The organism is Cupriavidus sp. GW822-FHT03E04, assembly GCF_058801495.1.
Genome location: NZ_JBXANI010000002.1, coordinates 312,950 through 336,565 on the forward strand (window position 1 = coordinate 312,950; position 23,616 = coordinate 336,565).

Annotated in this window: 26 protein-coding genes; 14 read left to right on the forward strand and 12 right to left on the reverse strand. The window is 67.7% G+C overall.

All coding sequences use genetic code 11. The annotated features are described in order from the left end of the window. Positions 1 to 23: 23 nt before the first annotated feature. Together AC1RQC_RS03445 and AC1RQC_RS03450 are read left to right on the forward strand one after the other, a co-directional pair. On the forward strand, positions 24 to 692 hold the full coding sequence (locus AC1RQC_RS03445) for a DUF484 family protein (protein ID WP_492376793.1): 669 nt from the start codon (positions 24 to 26) through the stop codon (positions 690 to 692). Further along, entirely contained in the window at positions 692 to 1,849 is a 1,158-nt protein-coding gene (locus tag AC1RQC_RS03450; protein ID WP_492882459.1) for a tyrosine recombinase XerC, read from the forward strand. Before AC1RQC_RS03445 ends, AC1RQC_RS03450 begins: the two co-directional genes overlap by 1 nt. Here AC1RQC_RS03450 and AC1RQC_RS03455 read toward each other — a convergent pair. Then, positions 1,846 to 2,805: a transcriptional regulator GcvA gene (locus tag AC1RQC_RS03455; protein ID WP_492376794.1), complete on the reverse strand. Its 960-nt coding sequence runs from the start codon at positions 2,803 to 2,805 to the stop codon at positions 1,846 to 1,848. The two genes, AC1RQC_RS03450 and AC1RQC_RS03455, sit on opposite strands and share 4 nt — an antisense overlap. A gap of 230 nt (positions 2,806 to 3,035) precedes the next feature. Here AC1RQC_RS03455 and AC1RQC_RS03460 point away from each other — a divergent pair, with 230 nt between their 5' ends. The 9 genes from AC1RQC_RS03460 (at position 3,036) to pcp (ending at position 11,086) form a co-directional block, all read left to right on the forward strand. After that, complete coding sequence (locus tag AC1RQC_RS03460) at positions 3,036 to 3,395, forward strand: DUF2917 domain-containing protein (RefSeq protein ID WP_492376791.1); 360 nt, start codon at positions 3,036 to 3,038, stop codon at positions 3,393 to 3,395. A gap of 167 nt (positions 3,396 to 3,562) precedes the next feature. Further along, positions 3,563 to 4,294, forward strand: coding sequence for a lipoyl(octanoyl) transferase LipB (lipB, locus tag AC1RQC_RS03465; RefSeq protein ID WP_492832860.1), 732 nt, complete (start codon positions 3,563 to 3,565; stop codon positions 4,292 to 4,294). Between the two features lie 43 nt (positions 4,295 to 4,337). Further along, positions 4,338 to 5,333, forward strand: a complete 996-nt coding sequence (gene lipA / locus AC1RQC_RS03470) for a lipoyl synthase (protein ID WP_492376790.1) — start codon at positions 4,338 to 4,340, stop codon at positions 5,331 to 5,333. Positions 5,334 to 6,009: 676 nt separating this feature from the next. Continuing rightward, on the forward strand, positions 6,010 to 6,660 hold the full coding sequence (pxpB, locus tag AC1RQC_RS03475; RefSeq protein WP_492376545.1) for a 5-oxoprolinase subunit PxpB: 651 nt from the start codon (positions 6,010 to 6,012) through the stop codon (positions 6,658 to 6,660). Beyond that, the gene (locus AC1RQC_RS03480; RefSeq protein ID WP_492376544.1) at positions 6,657 to 7,679 is read left to right on the forward strand and encodes a 5-oxoprolinase subunit C family protein; all 1,023 of its coding nucleotides are present in this window, start codon (positions 6,657 to 6,659) and stop codon (positions 7,677 to 7,679) included. The genes pxpB and AC1RQC_RS03480 overlap by 4 nt, the downstream gene beginning before the upstream one ends. Positions 7,680 to 7,783: 104 nt before the next feature. Then, positions 7,784 to 8,524: a 5-oxoprolinase subunit PxpA gene (pxpA, locus tag AC1RQC_RS03485; protein ID WP_492376543.1), complete on the forward strand. Its 741-nt coding sequence runs from the start codon at positions 7,784 to 7,786 to the stop codon at positions 8,522 to 8,524. 125 nt (positions 8,525 to 8,649) lie between these two features. After that, entirely contained in the window at positions 8,650 to 9,387 is a 738-nt protein-coding gene (locus AC1RQC_RS03490; RefSeq protein ID WP_150992661.1) for a DUF969 domain-containing protein, read from the forward strand. 3 nt (positions 9,388 to 9,390) lie between these two features. Beyond that, entirely contained in the window at positions 9,391 to 10,341 is a 951-nt protein-coding gene (locus tag AC1RQC_RS03495) for a DUF979 domain-containing protein (RefSeq protein WP_492882460.1), read from the forward strand. Between the two features lie 70 nt (positions 10,342 to 10,411). Next, positions 10,412 to 11,086, forward strand: a complete 675-nt coding sequence (gene pcp, locus AC1RQC_RS03500; protein ID WP_492882461.1) for a pyroglutamyl-peptidase I — start codon at positions 10,412 to 10,414, stop codon at positions 11,084 to 11,086. An 8-nt stretch (positions 11,087 to 11,094) separates the two neighbouring features. Here pcp and AC1RQC_RS03505 read toward each other — a convergent pair whose 3' ends face one another. From AC1RQC_RS03505 to AC1RQC_RS03525, 5 genes are all read right to left on the reverse strand, one after another. After that, entirely contained in the window at positions 11,095 to 12,369 is a 1,275-nt protein-coding gene (locus tag AC1RQC_RS03505; RefSeq protein ID WP_492376540.1) for a VanZ family protein, read from the reverse strand. Positions 12,370 to 12,380: 11 nt separating this feature from the next. Further along, entirely contained in the window at positions 12,381 to 13,019 is a 639-nt protein-coding gene (locus AC1RQC_RS03510; protein WP_492376548.1) for an ABC-type transport auxiliary lipoprotein family protein, read from the reverse strand. Positions 13,020 to 13,130: 111 nt separating this feature from the next. Further along, positions 13,131 to 14,072 (reverse strand): MlaD family protein, encoded by a 942-nt coding sequence (locus AC1RQC_RS03515; RefSeq protein ID WP_492376539.1) that lies wholly within the window; start codon positions 14,070 to 14,072, stop codon positions 13,131 to 13,133. Continuing rightward, entirely contained in the window at positions 14,069 to 14,962 is an 894-nt protein-coding gene (locus AC1RQC_RS03520; protein ID WP_492376538.1) for an ABC transporter ATP-binding protein, read from the reverse strand. Before AC1RQC_RS03520 ends, AC1RQC_RS03515 begins: the two co-directional genes overlap by 4 nt. Beyond that, positions 14,959 to 16,080 (reverse strand): MlaE family ABC transporter permease, encoded by a 1,122-nt coding sequence (locus AC1RQC_RS03525; protein ID WP_492376547.1) that lies wholly within the window; start codon positions 16,078 to 16,080, stop codon positions 14,959 to 14,961. Before AC1RQC_RS03525 ends, AC1RQC_RS03520 begins: the two co-directional genes overlap by 4 nt. Before the next feature lie 141 nt (positions 16,081 to 16,221). On the opposite strand from AC1RQC_RS03525, the gene AC1RQC_RS03530 reads away from it, so the two are divergent. From AC1RQC_RS03530 to AC1RQC_RS03540, 3 genes are all read left to right on the forward strand, one after another. Continuing rightward, a complete protein-coding gene (locus AC1RQC_RS03530; protein ID WP_492810367.1) occupies positions 16,222 to 17,112 on the forward strand; it encodes a biotin--[acetyl-CoA-carboxylase] ligase in 891 nt (296 codons plus the stop codon). Next, positions 17,109 to 17,951 carry a type III pantothenate kinase gene (locus tag AC1RQC_RS03535; RefSeq protein ID WP_492376536.1) on the forward strand — a complete coding sequence of 281 codons (843 nt, stop codon included), beginning with the start codon at positions 17,109 to 17,111 and terminating at the stop codon, positions 17,949 to 17,951. Before AC1RQC_RS03530 ends, AC1RQC_RS03535 begins: the two co-directional genes overlap by 4 nt. A gap of 67 nt (positions 17,952 to 18,018) precedes the next feature. Continuing rightward, positions 18,019 to 18,741 carry an SPOR domain-containing protein gene (locus AC1RQC_RS03540; protein WP_492832853.1) on the forward strand — a complete coding sequence of 241 codons (723 nt, stop codon included), beginning with the start codon at positions 18,019 to 18,021 and terminating at the stop codon, positions 18,739 to 18,741. 27 nt (positions 18,742 to 18,768) lie between these two features. Here AC1RQC_RS03540 and rfaE2 read toward each other — a convergent pair whose 3' ends face one another. The 6 genes from rfaE2 to gmhB all read right to left on the reverse strand — a co-directional run bounded on the left by rfaE2 (position 18,769) and on the right by gmhB (position 23,596). Beyond that, complete coding sequence (gene rfaE2 / locus AC1RQC_RS03545; protein ID WP_492882462.1) at positions 18,769 to 19,257, reverse strand: D-glycero-beta-D-manno-heptose 1-phosphate adenylyltransferase; 489 nt, start codon at positions 19,255 to 19,257, stop codon at positions 18,769 to 18,771. 675 nt (positions 19,258 to 19,932) lie between these two features. Then, complete coding sequence (locus AC1RQC_RS03550; protein ID WP_492376016.1) at positions 19,933 to 20,787, reverse strand: DMT family transporter; 855 nt, start codon at positions 20,785 to 20,787, stop codon at positions 19,933 to 19,935. A gap of 55 nt (positions 20,788 to 20,842) precedes the next feature. Continuing rightward, a complete protein-coding gene (gloA, locus tag AC1RQC_RS03555) occupies positions 20,843 to 21,250 on the reverse strand; it encodes a lactoylglutathione lyase (RefSeq protein ID WP_492882463.1) in 408 nt (135 codons plus the stop codon). Positions 21,251 to 21,366: 116 nt separating this feature from the next. Then, positions 21,367 to 22,251: a M48 family metallopeptidase gene (locus AC1RQC_RS03560; RefSeq protein WP_492376006.1), complete on the reverse strand. Its 885-nt coding sequence runs from the start codon at positions 22,249 to 22,251 to the stop codon at positions 21,367 to 21,369. Next, on the reverse strand, positions 22,248 to 23,000 hold the full coding sequence (locus AC1RQC_RS03565; protein ID WP_043343766.1) for a lysophospholipid acyltransferase family protein: 753 nt from the start codon (positions 22,998 to 23,000) through the stop codon (positions 22,248 to 22,250). The genes AC1RQC_RS03560 and AC1RQC_RS03565 overlap by 4 nt, the downstream gene beginning before the upstream one ends. 17 nt (positions 23,001 to 23,017) lie before the next feature. Then, on the reverse strand, positions 23,018 to 23,596 hold the full coding sequence (gene gmhB / locus AC1RQC_RS03570) for a D-glycero-beta-D-manno-heptose 1,7-bisphosphate 7-phosphatase (RefSeq protein ID WP_492376005.1): 579 nt from the start codon (positions 23,594 to 23,596) through the stop codon (positions 23,018 to 23,020). Positions 23,597 to 23,616: the final 20 nt, after the last annotated feature.

Sequence of the window (23,616 nt, forward strand, 5' to 3'; positions counted from 1 at the left end):
CCCAAACAATCCGGTTGAAGCCAATGAACGCCCAAGAAGTTGCCTCCTACCTGCAGACCAATCCCCAGTTCTTCGAAGACAACGCCGAACTGCTGGCCGCGGTGCAACTCACCAGCCCGCACAGCCACCGCGCGGTGTCGCTGCAGGAGCGCCAGATGGAAATCCTGCGCGAGAAAAACAAAGGCCTGGAGCTGAAGCTGGCGGACCTGGTTCGCCACGGCCATGACAACGACCGCACCCAGCAGCGCATGCACGCCTGGCAGTTGCGCTTGCTGGCCGAGGCGGACTCGCACGCGCTGCCGTATGCGGTGCAGGACGGCCTGCAGCAAGTGTTCGACGTGCCCGGCGTGGCCCTCAAGCTGTGGAATGTGGCGCAGAGCTACGCGCACATGGAAGTGGCGCAGGGCGCGAGCGAAGACGTCCGCCTGTTTGCCGAGGGCCTGCGCGCGCCGTATTGCGGCGCCAACAGTGGCTTCGAGGCCGCGGCCTGGCTGGAGCGCGACGATATCGCCTCGCTGGCCATGGTGACGCTGCGCGTGCCCACGCGCGACGCCGGGACGCTCGGCGCGGCCTTTGGCTTGCTGGTGCTGGGCTCGCCCGAGCCGCGGCGCTTCCACGAGGGCATGGGCACGGCCTATCTGGCGCAGATCGGCGAAGTGGCCGGTGCCGCGCTGAACCGCCTGCGCGACTGATGGAGCCGAGCCGCGCGCGCAAGGCCGCTTCGCCCGCGGCGAAGAAGCCGGCCGCGCGCAAGGAGGCCGCCGAGGCGCCACTCGACAAGCCGCCGCCCGATCCGGTCGTGCTGCGCTATCTGGAGTGGCTCGCCAGCAGCCGCAAGCTGGCTGTCCACACACTGACCAACTACGCCCGCGACCTGTCTGTGCTGCAAGCGCACGCCGCACGCCATGCGCCGGGCATTGCGCTGTTGTCGCTGCAGACCCACCATATCCGCGCCTTTGCCGCGCGCATGCACGGCAAAGGCCTGGCCGGCACCAGCATTGCCCGCACGCTGTCGGCGTGGCGTGGCTTTTTTTTGTGGGCCGCGCGCCATGGCCTGGGCGTGCAGGCCAACCCGGTGGACGGCGTGCGCGCGCCAAAATCCGGGCACCGGCTGCCCAAGGCCTTGTCGGTGGAGCACGCGGTGGCGCTGGTCTCGCACAACGCGGGCGACGGCGCCGAGGGTCGGCGCGACCAAGCTGTCTACGAGTTGTTCTATTCCAGCGGCCTGCGCGTGTCGGAGCTGGTGCAGCTGGACGCGCGCTATGCCGAGGATGGGGAATACCGCTCCGCCGGCTGGATCGACATGGACGGCGCTGAGGTCACGGTGATCGGCAAGGGCTCGCGACGGCGTACCGTGCCTGTCGGCAGCAAGGCCATGGAAGCGCTGCGCGCGTGGCTGGCGGTGCGCCCGGAGCTGCTGCGCCCCGGCGCGCTGCCCGATGATGCGCATGCGCTGTTCCTGAGCGTGCGCGGGCGGCGCTTGCCCGCACGTACGGTGCAGTTGCGCATCAAGCAGCAGGCGATCCGGGCCGGCGTGCCGACCGACGTGCATCCGCACATGCTGCGGCACTCCTTCGCCACCCACGTATTGCAATCCTCTGGCGACCTGCGCGCGGTGCAGGAAATGCTCGGGCACGCCAGCGTGGCCACCACCCAGATCTATACCGCGCTGGATTTCCAGCACCTGGCCAAGGTCTACGACAAGGCGCACCCGCGCGCGGGCAGGGCGCACTCAGGGCCGGCGCCAGTGGTTGCTCCGGTAGTTGCCCCGGTGGCCGTGCCGAAGGCCGCGGATGAGGGCAAGGACGCCGAAGTCGCAAAAGACGCAGAAGCCGGCAAGGGCGACTAGCCCTCCCACTGCGCCAGGATGCCCCGGAAGGCTTCCATCTCCGGCAGCAGCCAGGCGCGGAAGGCCTTTACCTTGGGCGCTTCCAGCATGCCTGCCGAGCAGACGAAGTAGAGCAGCCACGGGCAGGTAATGCTCACATCGAAGAGCCGCACCACGCGCCCCGACAGCAGGTCGTTATAGGCCAGCGACGAGCGGATCAGCGCAATGCCCTGGCCCGCGGCGGCTGCCTGCAGCAGCAGCGAGGAGTCCTCCAGCAGCAGGCCCTTGCGCGGCTCCGGCCAGTCCAGGCCGGCGGCTTCGAACCACGGCTTCCACGGATCGCCCTCGCCGCGCAGCAGCGACATGCCTTCCATGTCCTGCGGCCGTGCCGGCAGCTTGCCGCCGTTGAAGGCCGGGCTGCAGACCGGGAAGAACACGTCGTCCAGCAGCTTCTCCACATACAGGCCGGGATAGTCGCCGCTGCCCATGCGCAACGCGATGTCGACTTCCTCGCGCCCGAAATCCACCAGCGTGTTGGACGACAGCAGCTCCACGTCCAGCTCGGGGTGCTGCTCGATAAAGCTGCCGATGCGCGGCGTGAGCCAGCGCGCGGCAAACGACGGCATGGTGCTGATGGTGAGGCGCTTGTCGCGGTTCCCGGCCTGCAGCGCACGGGTGGCATCGGCGATCTCCAGCAGGGCTTCGCGCACGCGCCCGGCGTAGGCCCGGCCGCCGGGTGTCAGGGTCACACGCTTGCCGTTGCGCTCGAACAGGGCCTGCCCCAGCTCTTCCTCCAGCGCGCGGATCTGGTGGCTGACCGCGCCGTGGGTGACGAACAGTTCGGTGGCCGCGCGCGAAAAGCTCTCGTGGCGGGCGGCTGCCTCGAACGCGCGCAGCGCGGTCAGCCCCGGCAGGCGCGGCAGCTCGCGATGCCAGCCACGTGGCAAATCTCTCTCCCATGCTCCCTTCAGCGCCATCATCCACCTCGTCTTATGTGAGCGTACCTAACAAGAACAAGGAAAATATATCGTTTTGGAAGAGGACCGGCAATCACTAGAATGCAATGCATCGGGGCGCTACCCGCACCGGTGCCGATCCAGTACCAGGCAAGACCAAGCATAAGCCTGCCAGGGCTGAGCTGATCGGCGGCCGCCCATTCCGGGCAAGCGGGCGAGGCAGCCGACGATGTCAGCGAAGGATGCCCAACATGAAAACATTGCTCACAACGACCCTGTTCACCCTGAGCCCGGGCGAAGTTACCTCCCTTTCCATCCACGCCGGCCAGCGCCTGCGTGTGGAAGAGGCCACGGGGACCGACGTCTGGGTCACCCGCGAAGGCGATTCGGAAGACTACTGGCTGCGTTGCGGCGGTAGCCTGCTGCTTAACAGCGGCGACGAAATCACGCTGAGCGTGGACCCGCGCGCGGCAGAGCCGGTACGGCTGGCCCTGATCGCTGAAGCCCGCCGGCCGGCAACCAATGTGTCGCACCTGGTGGCGCGCATGGCGCGGCGTTTGGTTCGAGGCACCGAGTGGACGCCTAACCAGGACCAGGTCACGGCCTCCTGAGCCAGCGGATACCGATGCAGATGGCCGCGTGCGTGGCCATCTGCGGCTGATCCATTCTAGGCCGGCAAGCAAGGACGCAGCGCCAACGTCATAAAGACACACCGAAAGACACACCAGAAAAGGGGCGGCCTCCTGTGAGATCCGCCCCTTTTCGCTAAACTGCCGGGATGCAATCGATACAAGTCATCGAGCAGGGCCGGCAAGAGTACGAACCCTGTTTCGACGCGATGCGCGCCTTTACCGCCGCACGCACCCCCGACACTCCCGACCAGATCTGGCTGGTCGAGCATCCCCCGGTCTATACCCTCGGCCAGGCGGGAGATCCTGCGCATGTTCTGGCCCCTGACGATGCGATCCCCATCGTGCGGATCGATCGTGGCGGTCAGGTCACTTATCACGGTCCTGGCCAGGTCGTGGCCTATCTGTTGCTCGACCTGCGCCGCCGCTACCTGATGGTGCGCGAACTCGTCCATGCGATCGAGCAGGCCGTGCTGGATACGCTCGCGGCGTATAATCTCGCAGCCGAACGCAAGCCCGGCGCGCCTGGTATCTACCTTTCCGAAGGCCAGCACCAGGGCGCCAAGATCGCCGCGCTCGGACTCAAGATCCGCAATGGCTGCAGCTATCACGGCGTCAGCCTCAACGTGCAGATGGACCTCGCGCCCTTCCTGCGCATCAACCCCTGCGGCTATGCCGGCCTGGAAACGGTCGACATGGCAACGGCGGGCGCCACCTTCGCGGTGGCCGATGCGGCGGGTGCGTCCCGCTTGCCCGTGACCGCGGCACAACAAGCCGATATCGCGCGGCGCCTTGCGGCGGCGCTGTGTGAAGTGCTGGCAGAGGCGCAAGAGCGCGCCCTGGCGGCCCAACGGAATACCGCCGCGGCCCTGGCCACTTAGTCATCCAGCCGAATATGCACGCACCGCGCGTGCGGAGAACTCTATGAGCGACGCCCTGATCGCCACTTCCAGCGAAGCCCCGCAACCCCAGGCGGAGCAGTACGACCCGACCCGCAAGCAGAAGTCGGCGGACAAGACCGCGCGCATCCCCATCAAGATCGTGCCGGCCGAGAAGCTCAAGAAGCCCGAGTGGATCCGCGTCAAGGCGGCCACGGGCAGCTCGCGCTTCTATGAGATCAAGGACATCCTGCGCGCCAACAACCTGGTGACGGTATGTGAGGAAGCCAGCTGCCCGAACATCGGCGAGTGCTTCGGCAAGGGCACCGCCACGTTCATGATCATGGGCGACAAGTGCACCCGCCGCTGCCCGTTCTGCGACGTGGGCCACGGCCGTCCCGATCCGCTGGATGCCAACGAGCCGGGCAACCTGGCCCGCACCATCGCCCAGCTCAAGCTGAACTATGTGGTGATCACCAGCGTTGACCGCGACGACCTGCGCGACGGCGGCGCCCAGCACTTTGTCGATTGCATCACGCTGACCCGCGAGCTGTCGCCGGCCACCCGTATCGAAGTGCTGGTGCCGGACTTCCGCGGCCGCCTGGACAAGGCGCTGGACATCCTGCAAGCCGGCCCGCCGGACGTGATGAACCACAACATGGAAACCGTGCCCCGTCTGTACAAGCAGGCCCGCCCGGGCGCCGACTATGCGCACTCGCTCAAGCTGCTGCAAGAGTTCAAGCGCCGCAATCCGGCCGTGGCCACCAAGTCCGGCTTGATGGTGGGCCTGGGCGAGACTGACGAGGAAATCCTCGAAGTCATGCGCGACATGCGCGCCCACGACATCGACATGCTGACCATCGGCCAGTACCTGGCGCCGTCGGGCCACCACCTGCCGGTGATGCGCTACGTGCATCCGGACACCTTCAAGATGTTCGAGGCCGAGGCCTACAAGATGGGCTTCACCCATGCCGCCGTGGGCGCCATGGTGCGCAGCTCCTACCACGCGGACGAGCAGGCGCATAAGGCCGGGTTCGCCTGAGGTCGAACGGGCCAAAACCCCGCGCCATGACGACGGCTGTCGCTCCCTCTCCCCTCAGGGGGAGAGGGCTGGGGAGAGGGGTGGCTTAGCTAGGAGCCACTTGAAGCGGAGCCCTCGGTTTTGTCCAGCACGACGGCATAACGAGCGCCCGCCCTCTCCCCCGCCCCCTCTCCCGCAAGCGGGAGAGGGGAGACCACCCAGCGCAGGGTCAACGTTGTGAGCAGTTCGATCGGCCGGTATCCACCCGGCCGTTTTTTCGCCCGCGGCACCCCGTTGCGGGCCCTCCTGGCGTTGCATTCGCGCCACGGCCAGCCAAGTTTTCCTGAAATCTCTCCTCTCCGGCAAGTCTGGCCCGGTGTGTCCGCGCGCACCCATATCGAGCAGGGCCGATGCGACGCAAGCGCCGCACCGGGCGCTCCTGCACCGGATCCAATCGCCGCGTCCGGCACCCGCACCGAGGCGGTGCGCCAACGCTATCCCGCATGAAGACGTAGCACCTCGTGCCTAGGGTCAACACCTAGCCACAGCATCTTCTTGTTTGGTTATTATGAATTTATCGATAAATCATCGATGAAATAGCGATCTCACTCTCGGACCCGTCGCAGCCGGCACCGCGCCTGACTAGTACAGCGCGCCCGCCTACACTGCAAGACAGGTCCCCCCGCTGGTGCCGCCCATGACCCGATGTTCCGTTCACCGCCTGGCCGAGCAAGCACTGCTGTGCAGCGTGTCCCCGCCGGCCTCGCTAGATGTACAGCGACGTATCTGGGCCATGGCCCAGCGCGCGGCCGAGTGGCGCGGCGTGGTCGATGCGGTGCCGGGCATGAACAATCTCACCGTGGTGTTCGACCGCGAAGCCGATCCCGAAGCGCTGGAACGCAACCTGAAGCTCGCCTGGGCTTCCGGTGAAGCGCGTGCCGCCACCGGCAAGCTGGTCGAGATCCCGGTGCGCTACGGCGGCGAGCATGGCCCCGACCTGGCTGAAGTCGCGGCGCATACGGGCCTTACGGTGCAGGAAGTGGTACGCCGCCACAGCGCGGGCGAGTACGTCGTCTACTTCCTCGGCTTCCAGCCCGGCTTTGCCTATATGGGCGGCCTGGACCCGGCGCTGGCCACGCCGCGCCGGCGCGAGCCGCGTTTGTCCGTGCCCGCGGGCACGGTCGGCATCGGCGGCGAGCAGACCGGCATCTACCCGGCAGCCGCCCCCGGCGGCTGGCAATTGATCGGGCAAACCACCAGCCAACTCTTCCTGGCAGACCGCGATCCGCCTTCCCTGTTCGCGCCCGGGGATACCGTGCGCTTTGTCGTCGAGGCGCTGCTGCCATGATCGAAATCACCCGACCCGGCGCGCTGGCCTCGGTCCAGGACCTTGGCCGTCCCGGCTTTCGCCGCTTTGGCGTGGGCACCGCGGGCGCGCTCGATGCCGTCGCGCTCACCATCGGCAACCGCCTGCTGGGCAATCCGGCGGGCGACGCCGCCATCGAATTCACGCTGGGCCGCGCCGCCGTGCGTTTCCATGCCGACATGCGCGTGGCGCTGACCGGCGCCGAATGCCGGGCCAACCTGGACGGCGTGCCGGTCTGGTCGTGGCATGCCTTCGACGTGCGCCGCGGCGAAACGCTGACGCTGTCGGCGGCGCAGGGCGGCACACGTACCTATCTGTGCGTGGCGGGCGGCATCGCTGTCGCGCCGGTGATGGGCTCGCGCAGCACCGACCTCAAGGCCGGCTTTGGCGGCCTGGGTGGCCGCGCCCTGCATGAAGGCGACCGCCTGGATGCGGGCCGGCCCGGCGTAGCCGAGGACAGCGACTGGCTGGGCGTGCAGGCGCCATCCTGGGCGCTGCCGGTGAAGAAGCTCGGCGACGCGATGCCGATCCGCATGTTGACCGGCATCGAGTACGAGGATTTCGACGCCGCCGCGCGCGAAGCGCTGTGGCAGTCCGACTGGATCGTCACCCCCAACAGCAACCGCATGGGCCTGCGCCTGCAAGGCCCGGCCCTGGCGCGCCAGCCCGAGCGCGCGGCCGAGCTGCTCTCGCATGGCGTGCTGCCGGGCGTGGTCCAGGTGCCGCCGGCCGGCCAGCCCATCGTGCTGATGGCCGACGCGCAGACCACCGGCGGTTATCCCAAGATCGGCGTGGTGATCGGCGCCGACCTGTGGCGGCTGGCGCAGGTGCCGCTGGGTGCGCCGGTGCGCTTCGTGCGCGTCACGCTGGATGAGGCCGCCGCGGCGCAGGCCGAGCTGGACCGGTACCTGCAGCAACTGGACCAGGCGCTGCAGTGGCAGGGTGACGGCATGGCGATCGCCTCGCGGCGGCGCACGCGTACCCGCGCTGCCGTGGCCTGAGCCGCCAAACGCGCAACGACGGAACCTCAGAACGACCGAACGACAGAAACGACAGCAACCCCAAAACCTCAACACAAGCCGCAAGACCGGTGAGGAGCAACGCAATGCATATCGACCTGAACGCCGACCTCGGCGAAGGCTGCGGCAACGACCGCGAATTGCTGGGGCTGATCAGCTCGGCCAACGTGGCCTGCGGCTGGCACGCCGGTGACGCCGCCACCATGCTGCAGACCGTGAAGTGGGCCCTGGAGCAGGGCGTCGCCATCGGCGCGCATCCGAGCTATCCCGACCGCGAGAACTTCGGCCGCACCGAGATGCAGCTCGATCCCGAGGTGGTGTACGCGAACACGCTCTACCAGATCGGCGCCCTGGCCGCGCTGGTGCGCGCCCAAGGCGGCCAACTGGCCCACGTGAAGGCGCACGGCGCGCTCTACAACCAGGCAGCCAAGGATCCCAAGCTGGCCGACGCCATCGTGCGCGCGGTGCGCGACTTCGACTCCGACCTGGTCTTCTTCGGCCTGGCCGGCAGCGTCATGGTGAAGGTGGCGCGCGAAGCCGGCCTGAAGGTCAAGGAAGAAGTTTTCGCCGACCGCGGCTACAACCCCGACGGCTCGCTGGTCAAGCGCGGCACGCCCGGCGCGCTGCATGAGGACGAGAACGTGGCACTGGGCCAGACGCTGGACATGGTGCGCGAGCAGCGCGTGCGCGCCATCGACGGCACCTATGTATCGATTCGCGCCGAAACCGTGTGTCTGCACGGCGACGGCGCACACGCGCTTGCCTTTGCGCGCCGCATCCGCGAGCGGCTCGGCGCCGAAGGCATCGCAATCCGCGCCGGAGTCTGAGGGGCACGCCACACCTAACGGACGCGCCCCCAGGCTTCCGGTTTTCACTGTGCCCCGCGCGGGTGTCGAGCAGCATGACGCGACGCGAGGGCACTCGCCTCCATCACACTCTATTGGTGTCTCTCATGGAACAGGCAGTCAACCTCTGGCCCCTAGTCGGGGTCGGTATCATCATCCTTGGCTTCGTGCTGCGCTTCAACCCCATGATGGTGGTGGCGCTTGCCGCCATCGCCACCGGGCTGGCGGCAACCATGCCGGTCATGCAGATCTTCACGGCGATCGGCACCGCCTTCGTCAAGACGCGCAACCTGCCGCTCATCATCCTGCTGCCGCTGGCGGTGATCGGCCTGCTCGAGCGCCACGGGCTGCGCGAGCACGCGCAGGCGTGGATCTCGCGCATCGCGTCGGCCACCGTGGGACGCCTGCTGATCGTCTACCTCGGCGTGCGCGAGCTTACCGCCGCGGTGGGCCTGACCAGCCTCGGCGGCCATCCGCAGATGGTGCGCCCGCTGCTGGCCCCGATGGCCGAAGGCGCGGCCGAGACCCGCTTCGGCAAGCTGCCCGAGCCGATCCGCCAGCGCGTGCTGGCCTTCTGCGCGGCCACCGATAACGTCGGCCTGTTCTTTGGCGAAGACATCTTCGTGGCCTTCGGCGCCATCGCGCTGATGCACACCTTCTTGCTGTCGTCCAACATCGACGTGGAACCGCTGCATATCGCCGTGTGGGGCATCCCCACCGCGATCTGCGCCTTCCTGATCCACGCCGTGCGCCTCAAGCGCCTGGACATGTGGCTGGAGCGCGAAGTGGGCGGCAAGTCCGCTGCAACGGCTGGCGCTGCCTCGGCGGCCAAGAGCGGGGAGTAAGCCATGATCATTTCCATCGACTATCTCTACTGGCTCGCCGGCCTGGTGCTGGCCATCACGGCGTTGATGACTTTCGCCGACGGCGACCATCCGCGCCGGCTCAGCACGGGTTTGTTCTGGGCGCTGTATGCGCTGGTCTTCCTGATCGGCGACAAGCTGCCGCCGGCCATCGTCGGCATCGGCGCCGTGGTGATGGCGCTGATCGCGGGCTTTGGTGGCGTGGGCCACGGCAAGCACGGCACGCTGCCGGAGGCCGAGCGCCGCGCCTCGGCCAAGCGCCTGGGCAACAAGCTGTTCATCCCGGCACTGCTGATTCCCCTGGTGACCGTGATCGGCACGCTGCTGTTCAAGGACGTGAAGGTCGCCGGCCTGGCGCTGCTCGATCCCAAGAACGTCACCTTCGTCTCGCTTGGCATTGGTTGCCTGGTGGCGCTGGGCGTGGCGTGCTGGCTCACCCGCGACACGGTGGTGCAGGGCGTGCGCGAATCGCGCCGGCTGACCGAGTCGCTAGGCTGGGCGCTGGTGCTGCCGCAGATGCTGGCCATGCTGGGCCTGGTGTTCGCCGATGCCGGCGTGGGCAAGGCGGTGGCGCACCTGACCACGGCCTATATCAACATGGACTACAAGCTCGTGGCCGTGGTGGTGTATTGCGTGGGCATGGCGCTCTTTACCGTGATCATGGGCAATGGCTTTGCCGCCTTCCCGGTGATGACCGGCGGCATCGGCGTGCCCATCCTGGTGAACATGTTCCACGGCAACCCGGCGGTGATGGCGGCCATCGGCATGTTCTCCGGCTACTGCGGCACGCTGATGACGCCGATGGCGGCCAACTTCAACATCGTGCCGGCCGCGCTGCTGGAGCTTGATGACAAGAACGCCGTGATCCGGGCGCAGGTGCCAACCGCGCTGATGGTCCTGGTGGCCAATATCGTGCTGCTGTATTTCCTGATGTAAGAACGCGGCCCCGCCGCGAATGATTGGCCAGGGGCCCGGGCAACCGGGCTTCTTGCCGGGAGTCCCTGCCATGCGTACCGTGCTGCTGACCGGCTTCGAGCCGTTCGAGAGCGAGCCCATCAATCCTTCCTGGGAAGCGGTGCGCGCGCTTGACGGCGTGCGCATCGGCAACGGGCCCGATGACCTGGACGCCGCGATCATCGTCGCGCGCCAGTTGCCCTGCGTGTTCGGCGCCGCCAACGATGCGCTGGCCGACCTGCTCGACGCGATCAATCCCGTGCTGGTGATCGCGGTGGGGCAGGCGGGCGGGCGCCCTGAGATGTCGGTGGAGCGCGTGGCGATCAATGTCGACGATGCGCGCATCGCCGACAACGCGGGCGCGCAACCCGTCGACACGCGTATCGCCGAAGAAGGCCCGGCGGCGTATTTCTCCAGCCTGCCGATCAAGGCCATCGTGCGCGACATGCGCGCCGCAGGCGTGCCCGCATCGGTGTCGCAGACCGCGGGCACCTTCGTCTGCAACCACGTGTTCTACGGCTTGATGCACCTGCTTGCCACGCAAGGCGTGCCTGCCGGGATCCGTGGCGGCTTCATCCATATTCCCTATTTGCCTGAGCAGGCGGCGCGCCATCCGGGGCAGCCCAGCCTGTCGCTGGCGTTGATGATCGAAGGCATCCGCTGCGCGGTGACCACGGCGCTTGCCACCACCAGCGATATCCGCGAGCAGGGCGGCCAGACGCACTGAGGCGCCGCTCAGGCGCCCGGAGGCGTGGCATCCTCCCGATTGTTGCCATCGCCGCTGCCATCACTTGCGCGCGCCGCCAGCCGCTTCGCCTTGCGGCGCGCACGCCGCAGGCTGCGGCGATCCAGCTGGAATTGCTCGAAGCGCCAGATCAGGTAGCACAACGCCACGAACGGCCACATCCACCCCAGCCATTGCGACAGGCTGTTGAAGTGGATGAAACGGCCTAGCCGCCAGCCCTGCTCCGAGATCCAGGAGTATGGATTGGCGGGCAGCAGGTTGGACAGCATCACCAGCAGCATCAGCGTGGCGAGCGCCAGCGCGCCGCGCAGCCAGCGCGGCAGCCGCAGCAGCAAAACCAGTACCAGCGAGCCCGTCAACAGGGCAAAGCGGCCGCCTTCGGACAGCCAGTTGAAGGCGTTGTCGTCCGGGAACTGCATCTCGGCCACCACCGCCTTGAGCAGCAGCGCGCTGGCCAGCAAGGCCGCCAGGATGCGCAGCATCGGCGCCTGCCTGCGCATGGCGATCGAGGCAAACAGCCCGGTGCCCACCCAGCCGCATCCGGTAACGAGTGACTCCAGCAATTGCTGCCCTTGCACGTCGTCCGGCCGCAGCAGGCTGATGTTCTCGATCAGGTCGGGCAGCCCCGGGAATACGCCTTGCAGCCACTGCACGGGCCAGGAATCGGGGTCGGTCAGCCACTCGCGCACGATCGCGCCCATGCCGAACAGGTGATCCTGCGGGAAGATCTGCGCGAACGGCCACAGCAGGATCAGGATGATGGCAAAGCTGGCGTGCGGCTCGAACCACGCCATGCGCAGCTGGCGCAGCGAGCCGCGATCGATCAGCGCGGCCGAGAAGGGCGCCACCGCGGCACCGCCCAGCAGTGCGCCCAGCGCGTTGGTCATCAGGTCGATATTGGACGAGACGCGGTTGGGCAGCCAGGTCTGCAGCGCTTCCATGGTGCCCGACAGCAGCGTGCCCGCCACCAGCGCCAGCAGCACGGCGCGCACGCCGGAGATGCGCGGGTGCAGGGATAGCACCACCAGCGCGCCAAGCGGGCAGTAGCCCAGCACGTTGGTGATGAGATCGAACCCGGTCAGGTAGCGGGGCTTGGGCGCGGTGATGAAGGCCAGCGCGGAGATGCCGTTGTCGGTCCAGCCCGTGAACGGGTACAGGCTGCCATAGACCACCAGCAGGGCGAAGCACAACAGCCCCACCCGCGCCAGCGGCGAGTGGCGCGGCGGCGGTGGCGGGGGAACGAGCGGCGCGGGAGCCGATGCCATGCGCGGCCCGCTTACTGCAGCGGCAGCGTTGCCACCCAGTCCAGGATCGCCGCAATGGCGGCATCGCTGCCGGTGGCCAGCGCCTTGACGCCGCCGGCGCCATCGGCCGTGGCGGCGGGCTGCGCCACCACGAAGGTCTTCTGCCCGATCAGCCCGCTGCGAAATACCGTGGCGCGCACGCGGATCACGCCGCGGCTGGCGCTGGCGCTGTCGAACACCTGCTCGAACTCCAGCATGTCGATCTTGAGCGCCGGCGCGGTCGTGTCGCCGAACCACGTCAGTGCGCCGCGCGAGGCCACGGCTTCGCGCAGGCGGTCGTCAAACAGGCGCACCGGCGACATCACCCAGCGCTGCGTGGCATAGGGCTGCAGGCGCTCCGCCTGGGCGTAGTGCAGCCGGTAGTACAGCGAGTTGCCGTCCAGCCAGGTAGGGCCATCGGTCTGCGCCACGCGCATCTTGGGCAGGTGCGCGGCGTCAGGTGCGGCTCCTGCCGGGGGGCCCAGATCGTAGGTGATGGTGGGCGCGGAAGGCGTCAGGGCACAACCGCCCAGCAGCAGGCAGGCCAGCGCGACGCCGGCGGCCAGCCGGCGCGGCAGGGCGAAGGTGCCGGGTGTGTCGCGTCCGTCCGGCCGGGTTTGGGCATTGCGCATCATGATGTGCCTTGGTTTGCTCGAAGGATTCGCAGCGCCAGCCTGGCGGGCCAGGCGTGGTGTGCGTGCGGCGAGTGCGTAGGTGCGCGGCATGAGAGCATGCGGTCCGCGTCAGGGGGCCTGGAAGCCGGGCTCGCCCGGGCCCGGCACGGTGGGAGGGCCGCCAAACAGCACGCTGCGCGGGCTGTCGTTGAACTGGCTGGCGGCGCGGTCGATGCTGCGCATGGTCTGGCGCGCATCGCGCGCGAGCCCGTTGATCTGCGGCAGCGTGTCTTGCGAGACGCCGCCAGCGGCCGACTGCACGGAATCGGCGGCGCCCTGCAGATCGCGCCCGACGCGGTCGACGGTGCGCATCACGGTACCGTCGGGGCTGGCCAGTTCCTGGGTGAGCCGCCGCGTGGAGGCCAGCGTGGCGTTGAGGTTTTCGGTCACCTGCGGCAACTGGCGCACGGCTGGCGCGATCGAGCTGGCCAGTTGCGAGTAGTCGTCGGCGGTCTTGTGCACCGAGCGGATCGCCTCCATCAGGTCGCGCCGGTTGTCGGCCTGGAACATGTCGTTGAGCGAACCCATGATCGTTTCCAGTTGCGTGAGCAAGCTGTCGCCGCGCTTTTCCAGCTCCTCGAAGAAGCCGGCCCGCATGATGATGCGCGCCACCGACTTGGAGGAGGTGGCCAGGTGCGGCGACGGCGTGCCGCCTTCCTGCGCGGTGGTGTCGTCGAGCTGCACGTAGCCGATCCCGGTCACGCCCTGGAAGCCGAGCGTGGCATAGGTGGTGTGGGTGATCGGGGTGTCCTGGTTGACGCTGATGCGCACGATGATCTGGCCCGGCACGGTCGGATCGAAGCGGATCGACACCACCTTGCCCACGTCCAGCCCGCGGTACTTGACGTCGGCCTGCGGCCCCAGCCCGTTGACGGTGGAGCGGGTGATCAGGTCATACGGCACGCGCACCGCGTGGTCGCTGCTGAACCAGAAGATCGCGAACAGCACCAGGATGGCGAGTCCAATCGTGAACACGCCGGCCAGGAAGGCGTGTGACTTGTTTTCCATCATGCTTCTCCAGATTGCGGGCCTGCGGGTGTTGCCGCATGCGTTGCCGCGCGTGCCGCGTCCGGCAAGGCCGGGAGCGCCTGCATGGCGCGCTGCCCGCGCTCGCCCAGGAAATACTCGTGGATGAACGGGTGGTCAATATGCACCAGTTCCCGGATCGGCAGCGCGGCGAGTACCTTGTGGTCCGCCAGCACCGCGACGCGGTCAGACAGCGCCACCAGGGTGTCGAGGTCATGGGTCACCATCACCACGGTCAGGCCCAGCTCGCGGCGCAGTTCGCGGATCAGTGCCACGTAGTCGTCCGAGGCCATCGGGTCCAGCCCGGCGGTGGGCTCGTCCAGGAACACCAGCTCCGGCTCCAGGGCCAGGGCACGTGCGAGCGCCACGCGCTTGATCATGCCGCCGGACAGGTCGGACGGCATCTTGTCCGCATCCCGGGCTGACAGCCCCACCAGTTGCAGCTTGAGCAGCGACGCCGCGCAGATGAGATCGTCGGGCAGGGTGCGAAGTTCACGCAGCGGCAGCGCGATGTTGTCGATCACCGACAGCGCGGAGAACAGCGCGCCGCGCTGGAACTGCAGGCCCCAGCGGTTGCGCAGGGCTTGCAGCCGGGCCGCGTCGAGCTTGGTCAGGTCCTCGCCGAACACACGGATGGTGCCGGAGGTGGGCCGCTCCAGCCCCACGATCTGGCGCAGCAGCACGGTCTTGCCGCTGCCCGAGCCGCCGACGATGGACAGCACTTCGCCCCGATGCACATCGAGGTTGAGGTGGTCGTGCACAACCGCCTCGCCAAAGCGCTTGACCAGGTCGCGTACCTCGATCACGGTGGTGCGCGGGGCGTGCTGCACGGTGCCCGAAGGCGGCGTTGCGGTGGCGGTCGTGGCGGTAGTCATAAGCCGATGTCCTTGAACAGGATGGCGAAGATGGCATCGGCCACGATCACAACGGTGATCGAGGTCACTACCGAGGCGGTGGTGCCTTCGCCCAGGCTGCGCGTGTTGGGCTCGATGCGCAAGCCGAAATGGCAGGCGGTGAGCGCGATCAGGATGCCGAACACCACGCCTTTGCCCAGGCCCATCCACAGGTTGGCCACCGGCACCGCATCGGGCAGCGCGCGCAGGAAGAAGGCCGCGCTGATATCCAGCTGGAAGTGCGCGGCCAGCATGCCGCCGGTAAGCGCCAGCACGTCGGTCCACGCCACCAGCAGCGGCATGGCGATGGCCAGCGCGATCACGCGCGGCATGATCAGCCGGAAGCCGTGCGAGATACCCATCACGCGCATCGCATCGAGCTCCTCGGTGACCCGCATCACGCCGATCTGCGCGGTGATGGCCGAGCCCGAGCGCCCGGCAATCAGGATGGCCGCCAGCACCGGGCCCAGCTCGCGGATCACCGCCATGCCGAGGATGTTGACGATAAAGATGCTCGCGCCAAAGGTGCGCAGCTGGTTGGCCGACAGGTACGACAACACGATGCCGATCAAAAAGCCGACCAGCGCCGTGATGCCGAGCGCCTTGTAGCCGACGTTGTAGATATTGGCCGAGATCTCGCGCCAGGGGCCGCGCTGCGGCGCGCGCGCCAGGCGCAGCAGGTCGAAGGCCAGCTGGCCCAGCATGGTCACGCCATTGCCGAGCTGCGAGAACATCGACAGGATCGAGGCGCCGAACAGGGTCACCGGATTGAACCGGTCCACCATATGTTTCTTCCAGTTCTCGCGGCGCAGCCCGGCGATGCGGGTAAAGACGCGGCGCTGGGCCTCGTTGGCTTCCAGCTTCTCGGGCAGCTTGCCGCCCCAGGCCTGCCACATCAGCTGTGCGCCGATGTGATCGAGCCGGGCGAGGCTTGCCAGCGACCAGTGCGCGTCCGCGGCGATCGAGTGCAGCTCGTTGCGCAGCGCGCGGGCGCGGTGGCAATCGGAGAGCGCAAGCGCTGTCCAGTCGCCGCGCAGTTGCACGGTTTGCGCTCCGTCCGCGCGCGTCACTTCTATGGCTGGCGTGGTAGGGCTTTCCAAAGCAGGGGGAGAAGTGATGGGCAAGTCCCGATTCTATGCCACCCGCAGCGTCAGCGGGCGTGCGCAGCGCCTCGGCCGTGGATTCGCACGGCTACAATGCGTAGCTGCTTGTGCCCATTGTGCTGTCCATCGCCGAAACGCATGTCCGCTGACAAATCCTTGCCCACGCCAGACCCGACCCCTGCGGCCGCCGCTCCCGCGCAAGCCTGGCGCATCGACCCCGACCGCCTGCGCGCCGCGCTCACCGGCCCCGCGCGCGGCTGGACCCTCGGCGTGGTCGACGAGACCGGCTCCACCAACGCCGACCTGACGCTGGCCTGCCGCAGCGCGCCGTGGACCGAGTCCGCCACGCTGCGCCTGGCCTATCGGCAGACCGCCGGGCGGGGCCGCCAGGGGCGTCCCTGGCAAGGCCAGGCGGGGCTGACGTTTTCGGTGGCGCTGCCCTTGCCGCTGGCGCCCTCGCAGTTGAGCGGGCTGAGCCTGGCGGTGGGGCTGGCGCTGGCCGAGGCGCTGGGCGACTGCGACGCGCGCCTCGGCGGCGCCGTTGGCCTGAAATGGCCTAACGACCTGCAGATCGACGGCCGCAAGCTGGCCGGCATCCTGATCGAGTCGGTGCCGGCGGGGCCACAGCGGGTCTGGGCCGTGATCGGCATTGGCCTGAACCTGGTGCGCGATGCGCAGATGGAAGCCGCGCTCGGGCGCAGCCTGGCTGGTGTGACCGAATTCCTGCCGGGCTGCGATCCCACCGTGCTGCTGGCTGCGGTGCTGAACCGGCTCGCGGTGATGCGCGAGGATTTCCTGGCGCAGGGCTTTGCGCCGATGGCGCCCCGCTGGTCCGCGCGCGACGCCTATCGCGACCAGCCGGTGCGCCTGCTGCACGACGGCCGCGTGCAGGCCGAAGGCCTGGCGCGCGGCGTTGACGGCGACGGCCACTTGCTGCTGGAAACGCCCTCGGGCCTGGAGCGCATTGCCAGCGGCGAAGTGTCGCTGCGTTTGGCGGACAAAGCGGCGGACAGAGGGGCAGGCGCATGAGCGGCACCAGCGCCGGTATGCCGCGAGTTCCGCAACTGCTGATCGATATCGGCAACACCCGCCTGAAATGGGCCTGGTGCGACGAGGCCTGGTCCGGCGCCGTGCTGCACGAGACGCCATTGCCCACGCCCTGGCCGCACGGCGGCGCGGTGGCCCACGGCGAACTGGCCACGCTGGTGGCGCAATGGGCGTCGCTGCGCGCGCCCGGCGCGCAGCCGCTGGTGTGGGTCAGCAACGTGGCCGGCCCGGCCATCGCGGCCAGCCTGCAAGCCACGCTCGACACCGTGTTCGGCCCCGGCATCGGTGTGAACTGGGTACGCTCGGGCCCGCGCTTCGGCGGCCTCGTCAACGGCTACCGCGAGCCCACGCAGCTCGGCGTCGACCGCTGGATCGGCAGCATCGGCGCGCGCTGCTACCGCCCCGAGGGCGCTTTGCTGATCGTCACCGCCGGCACCGCCACCACGCTCGACGTGGTGAGCGCGCAGGACCGTTTCGAAGGCGGCCTGATCCTGCCTGGCCTGGACCTGATGCTGGGCGCGCTGGCGCGCAACACAGCGCAATTGCCGTCCCTGGACGTGAGCGATGCCGGGCTGGCTACGCCCTGGGCCGACAACACCCGCGACGCGATCGCCGCCGGCTGCCTGGCGGCCCAGGCCGGTGCCGTGGAGCGCACCTGGCGCGCGCTGTGCGAGCGCGGGCCGGTGCGCTGCTTGCTCTCCGGCGGCGCTCGCCATGTGCTGGCAAACGCGCTCTCCATGCCGTTCGAGATGCACGATAATCTCGTGTTGCTCGGCCTGCATGTGATGGCCTCGCAAAGCCCGGTCGGCACAGCGGGCTGAACCGCATCACACAGCATCACACCGCATCGCCTCTTCACCCCGTCGCGCCACCCCTGCATCGCCCCCAATGCTCCAACGAAGCCTTTTCATCCTGCTGGTCCTGGTCAATGCGCTGCTGCTGGCTGCCGTGCTGGGCGCGTTCGGCCCACAGCCGCTGGCCGGCTGGCTGGAAAGCGCGCGAGAGCCCGAACGCGCTGCCCAGCAGGCGCGCGCCGAACGCTTCCGACAGATGCCACAGGCAAGCGGCAAGCGGGCGGCATCCGAGCCCGCCACTGCGGCAGCCGCAACCACAACCACAACCGCAGCCACTCCCCAAGCCGCCGCGCCAGCCATGGCTTGCGTCGAGATCGGTGGTTTCAACGGGGAGCTGGTGCGCAAGGTGGCCGATGAGCTGGCCGGCGCGCCGCCCGGCGCCTGGCGCGTGGAACAGTTCGAGCGGCAGGAGCAGGCGCGCTGGTGGGTCCACCTGCCGCCGCAGGCCTCGCGCGAGAACCTGCAGCGCAAGCTCGGCGAGTTGCGCCGGCGCAATATCACCGATGTATCGGTGGTCAGCGCCGGCTCGCCGGAAACCTATACGGTGTCACTGGGCTTGTTCCAGGAGCGCGAGCATGCCGAGCATTTCCTCGACAACCTGCGCGAGCACGGCGTGCGCACCGCGGTGCTGACCGATACGCCGCATCCGCTGACGCGCCAGTGGCTGCGCGTGCGCAACGCCGACGCGGCACTGCGCACGCGGCTCGACGAGATGCGCCAGCGCTATGGCGCGCAGGACTTGCTGACCTGCACCTGAGCCGTGCGTCAGCGCTTGCTGCTTCGCTCAGCTGCCCTGGCGTACCTTGGACAGCAGCTTGGTGGTGGAGCGGTCGTGCAGGAACGCGATGGCATGCGCCTGGCCGCCCCAGCTGCGCACCAGGCGGGTTTCTTCCAGCGTATCGATGTCGTAGTCGCCGCCCTTGACATAGATGTCCGGGCGCACCAGCCGGATCAGCTCGACCGGCGTTTTCTCGCGGAACATCACGACCAGATCTACCGAGGCCAGCGCCGCGATCAGCGCCATGCGATCCGATTCGTGGTTCAGGGGACGGTCGTCACCCTTGCCGAGCATGCGCACTGACGCGTCGCTGTTGACGCCGACTACCAGGCTGGCGCCCAGGGCCTTGGCTTGCGCCAGGTAGGTGGCGTGGCCGCGGTGGAGGATGTCGAAGACGCCGTTAGTGAAGACTAGCGGGCGGGGGAGGGTGGCTAGTTTTTCTGCTAGCGCGGTTGGGTTGTCGGGGGGGACTAGTTTGGATTCGAAGGAGGGCATGGTGGGAGGGGAAGGCGTTGTGTTCGGGCGGCGGAGGGTTTTGTGATTGTGTTCGGGTGGGGGGTGAACTTCAACTGCAACGGCTTAACGTCAACTTCAACTGCAGTTTCACCTCCCCTGCGGGGAGGCGACCTACTTTCTTGTCTCGCCAAGAAAGTAGGCAAAGAAGCGACCCGGATGGGGCGACCCCCCCTCGTCGACAGGCAAAAAGAGCGGCCGGGGGCCAAACTCACATCGCCTTAAGGCGATGCTCAGACATGGCCCCCTCTTTTCCGCTCTTTTTGCCTGCCGACGAGGCGCCCCATAACGGGAGATGAAAACCCAGACGGCTCGCTTCGCATCGCGGGCAGGTGATTGCCGCCTGGGGGCGGAAATCACGGCTACACCGAATGGTGATTTGACGACATCGCGCTCGCGCTGGTTCGGCCGTGTTTCCCGCCTGGGGGCGGGAAACACCCATGGCGATGCGAAGCGAGCCGTAAAGGTTCACCTAGGCCGTATGGGGCGCCTTCTTTGCCTACTTTCTTGGCAAGACAAGAAAGTAGGTCGCCGCCCCGCAGGGGTGGTGAAACTGTCGTTGAATTTGCAGTTAAGCCCTTGAATCTGAAGCTGATTTTGCAGGTGCAGGTGCAGTTGCAGTTGCAGTTGCAGTTGCAGCCACTACACCCAGCCCCTTTACTCCCGCCGATTCACCAACCCAATCCCCCCCAACACCAGCACCGCGGCAATCGCAAACCGCATGCCCACGGCGTCATGCATCAGCACCACGCCAAACGCCACCCCGAACAGCGGCGTCAAAAACGAAAACACCGACAAGCGCGAAGCCAGGTACTGGCGCAGTAGCCAGAACCACGTCAGGTAGCTGGCGAATGCAATCAGCACCGACTGATAGAACAGGCTGGCGACCACCATGCCGTCGACGCGCGCATGCAGATGCTGCCCGGCTGCAAGCGCCATGGACAGTAGCATCACCGCGGACACTGCGAGTTGATAGAGCAGCGTCTTGCTGGGCGCTGCCGAAGCCAGCCGGCTGGCGCGCACCACCACCGTGGTAGCGGCCCAGAGGAAGCCGGCCAGGATCCCCAGCGCATCGCCCAGTAACGTGCTGCCGCCATGCACGGCCGGTGTGGCGATGCCATCGGCAAAGGCCAGGGCCATGCCGCAGAAGGCTAGCCCGACGCCCAGCCATTGCCCGCGCCGCAGGCGTTCGCCGGCGACGCTCAGATGCAGGCCGAGTGCGGTAAAGATGGGCGCGGTGTAGAGGAACACCGCCATGCGCGAAGCCGTGGTGTGGCCGAGCCCGACGAAGATGCAGAAGAACTCGGCGCCGAACAGCAGGCCAGCCAGCAGCCCGGCGCCCAGCGTGCCGTCGTGTTGCCACAGCGGCGTGCGGCGCCAGGCGGCAAAGCCGAACACCAGCACGGCTGCCACCGCCGAGCGCACGCCAGCCTGGAGCACGGCGCCCATCAGTGGCGCCGTCGCCTTGATGACCACTTGCTGCAGTCCCCAGGCCACGCACAGGACCACCATCAACGTGACGGCTGTGCCGTCGAGCGGGCGCCGGCTTGGCAGCGACGCGCTCACCTCAAGGACGGCTGGCGTCGCGCGTGGAATTGCGCTCGATCAGCTCGATCTTGTAGCCGTCCGGATCTTCGACGAAAGCGATCACCGTGGTGCCGCCCTTGACCGGGCCGGCCTCGCGCACGACGTTGCCGCCGGCGGCGCGGATGCGCTCGCAGGTGGCTGCCGCGTTATCGGTTTCCAGCGCGATATGGCCGTAGGCGGTGCCCATCTCGTACTTTTCCACGCCGTAGTTATAGGTCAGCTCTAGCACGGCGGTTTCGGATTCCGCGCCGTAGCCGACGAAGGCGAGGCGGTACTTGTATTCGGTGTTGTCGCTCTCGCGCAGCAGCTGCATGCCGAGGATGCGGGTGTAGAAGTCGATCGAGCGTTGCAGGTCGCCGACGCGGAGCATGGTGTGGAGGAGTCGCATTTTGGGAGAGGCCTGATCTTGTTTTGGGATAGGTCGATTATTCTAAACGGGATGGAAGCAATCGGTTTGCCTTGGCCCAGGTGTGCCATTTCCCCGTTTCAAATCAAAGGCCCAGCCTAGAACGTGGGCAGCAACTCGGGCGGGTGGGCCCGCAATTGCGCGCGGGCATCACGGAACTCCGGAAAGATCGATGCCACCGTATCCCAGAACCTCGGGCTGTGGTTCATCTCCTTGAGATGCGCCAGCTCATGGGCGGCCACGTAGTCGATCATCGACAGCGGAAAATGCATCAAACGCCAGTTCAGGCGGATCTTGCCGTCGGCGGTGCAACTGCCCCAGCGCGTGGCGGCGGAGGTCAGCGCAAACGCGCTATGCCGCACGCCGAGCTTTTCCGCGTAGATATCGAGCCGCTGTGCCAGCAGGCGTCGCGCCTGATGTTGCAGCCAGCCTTGCACGCGATCCTTGATCTGCTGCTCGTCGGCATGCACGGGCAGCGCGAGATGAAGGATGCAGGTCTGGGCATCGAACAGCAGCACGCCGGCCGGAGACTCCAGCTGCAGCGTGATGGGCTTGCCCAGGAAGGGCAGGCTGGCGCCGTCGCGCCATTGCACGGTGGGCAGCACGCGGCGGGCTTCGCGGTGCTGCCATTCCCCCAGCTTGTTGAAGATCCAGCGCTGTTTTTCCAGAATGGCCGACTCGATGTCGGCCAGCGTGACCCAGCGCGGCGCCGTGATGGACAGGCCGCGGTCGTCCACGGTGAAGCCGATGGTACGGCGCGACGAGCGCTTGAGCGTGTAGTGCACGGCGCGCTCGCCCACCAGCAGCCGTCGTGCATTGGGCTGCGGCTGGGGCCAGGGCTGCGCCGTCGGGGAGTTGGGCTGCGCCGGCGCCAACCCGCCTGGCACCATGCCGGGCGCCCTGTCTTCGCCTGTGAGGGCGTCGGACAGCGGCAGCTCCATCTGGGAACCGGGGGAGTCGGGGGTCGGGCGCAGCAATTTCATGCGGGCGTTCTGCTCCGGTAGCTCTCGGCGTCGATTCTACGCATATCTTGTTCGATCCACGCCTCAACCTCTTGATTGACCTGGTCGGCCGTCTTGTTGGCCGACGAGATCGGCGCGCCGACGGAGACCGTGATCAGGCCCGGGTACTTGAGGAACGAGTTGCGCGGCCACAGGCGGCCGGAGTTGACCGCCATCGGGATCACCCATGCGCCGGTCTCCACCGCAAGGCGGGCGCCGCCGCTCTTGTAGCGCGTTTTCTCCAGGCCCGACGGGGTGCGCGTGCCTTCCGGGAACATGATGATCCAGGCGCCTTCGGCCAGCCGCTCGCGGCCCTGGCGCACCGCCGAGGCGAAGGCACGGGTGCCTTCCTTGCGGTTGATGTGCACCATCTTGAGCATGCCCAGCGCCCAGCCGAAGAAGGGCACCATCAGTAGTTCGCGCTTGAACACGAAGCACATCGGCTTGGGCATGGTGGCCAGGTAGGCCACGGTTTCCCACGCCGACTGGTGCTTGGACAGCACCACCACCGGCTTGTCGAGCATGGCATCGAAATGCTCACGGCCTTCATAGCGGTAGCGGATGCCGCAGATCAGCGCGGCCGCACCGGTCACCAGCCGCGGCCAGCCGCGCACGAAGCGGTAGCGGCGGTCGGCGTTCATGAACGGAAAGACGATGAAGCACGCGCAGGCATAGGGCGGCGTCAGTACCAGGAGGAACAACGCGAACAGCAAGGAGCGGAGAAAAATCATCGGTACGGGAGTTGGGTTCAGGAGCCGGCCTGGCGCGGGGCGCCATCGCCGGTGAGCAGCCAGCGCGCAAAGGCGCGCAGGTCGTCGTGGATCAGCGTGCCGGTCGGCAGGCCGCCCTTTTTCTCGGTCTTGGGGCCTTTGCCGGTCAGTACCAGGTGCGGGGCGCAGCCTACCGCCAGCCCGGCTTCGAGGTCGCGCAGGGAGTCGCCCACCAGCGGCACGCCCTTGAGCTCGACGCCGAAGCGCTCCGCCAGCTGCTCAAGCATGCCGGGCTTGGGTTTGCGGCAATCGCAGCCGTCCGCCGCCGTATGCGGGCAGAAGAAGACCGCGTCGACGCGCCCGCCAAGGTTGGCCAGCGCCTTGTGCATCTTCTCGTGCATGGCGTTGAGCGCGCTCATCTCGAACAGGCCGCGTCCGATGCCGGACTGGTTGCTGACGATCACCACGCGATAGCCGGCCTGGTTGAGCGCTGCGATCGCTTCCAGGCTGCCATCGATGGGGATCCATTCGTCCGGCGTCTTGATGAACTGGTCGCTGTCAAGGTTGACGACCCCGTCGCGATCGAGCACGACAAGCTTGGGCGGTGTCTGCGGCATGATGGCTTCCCGTTGTGGTG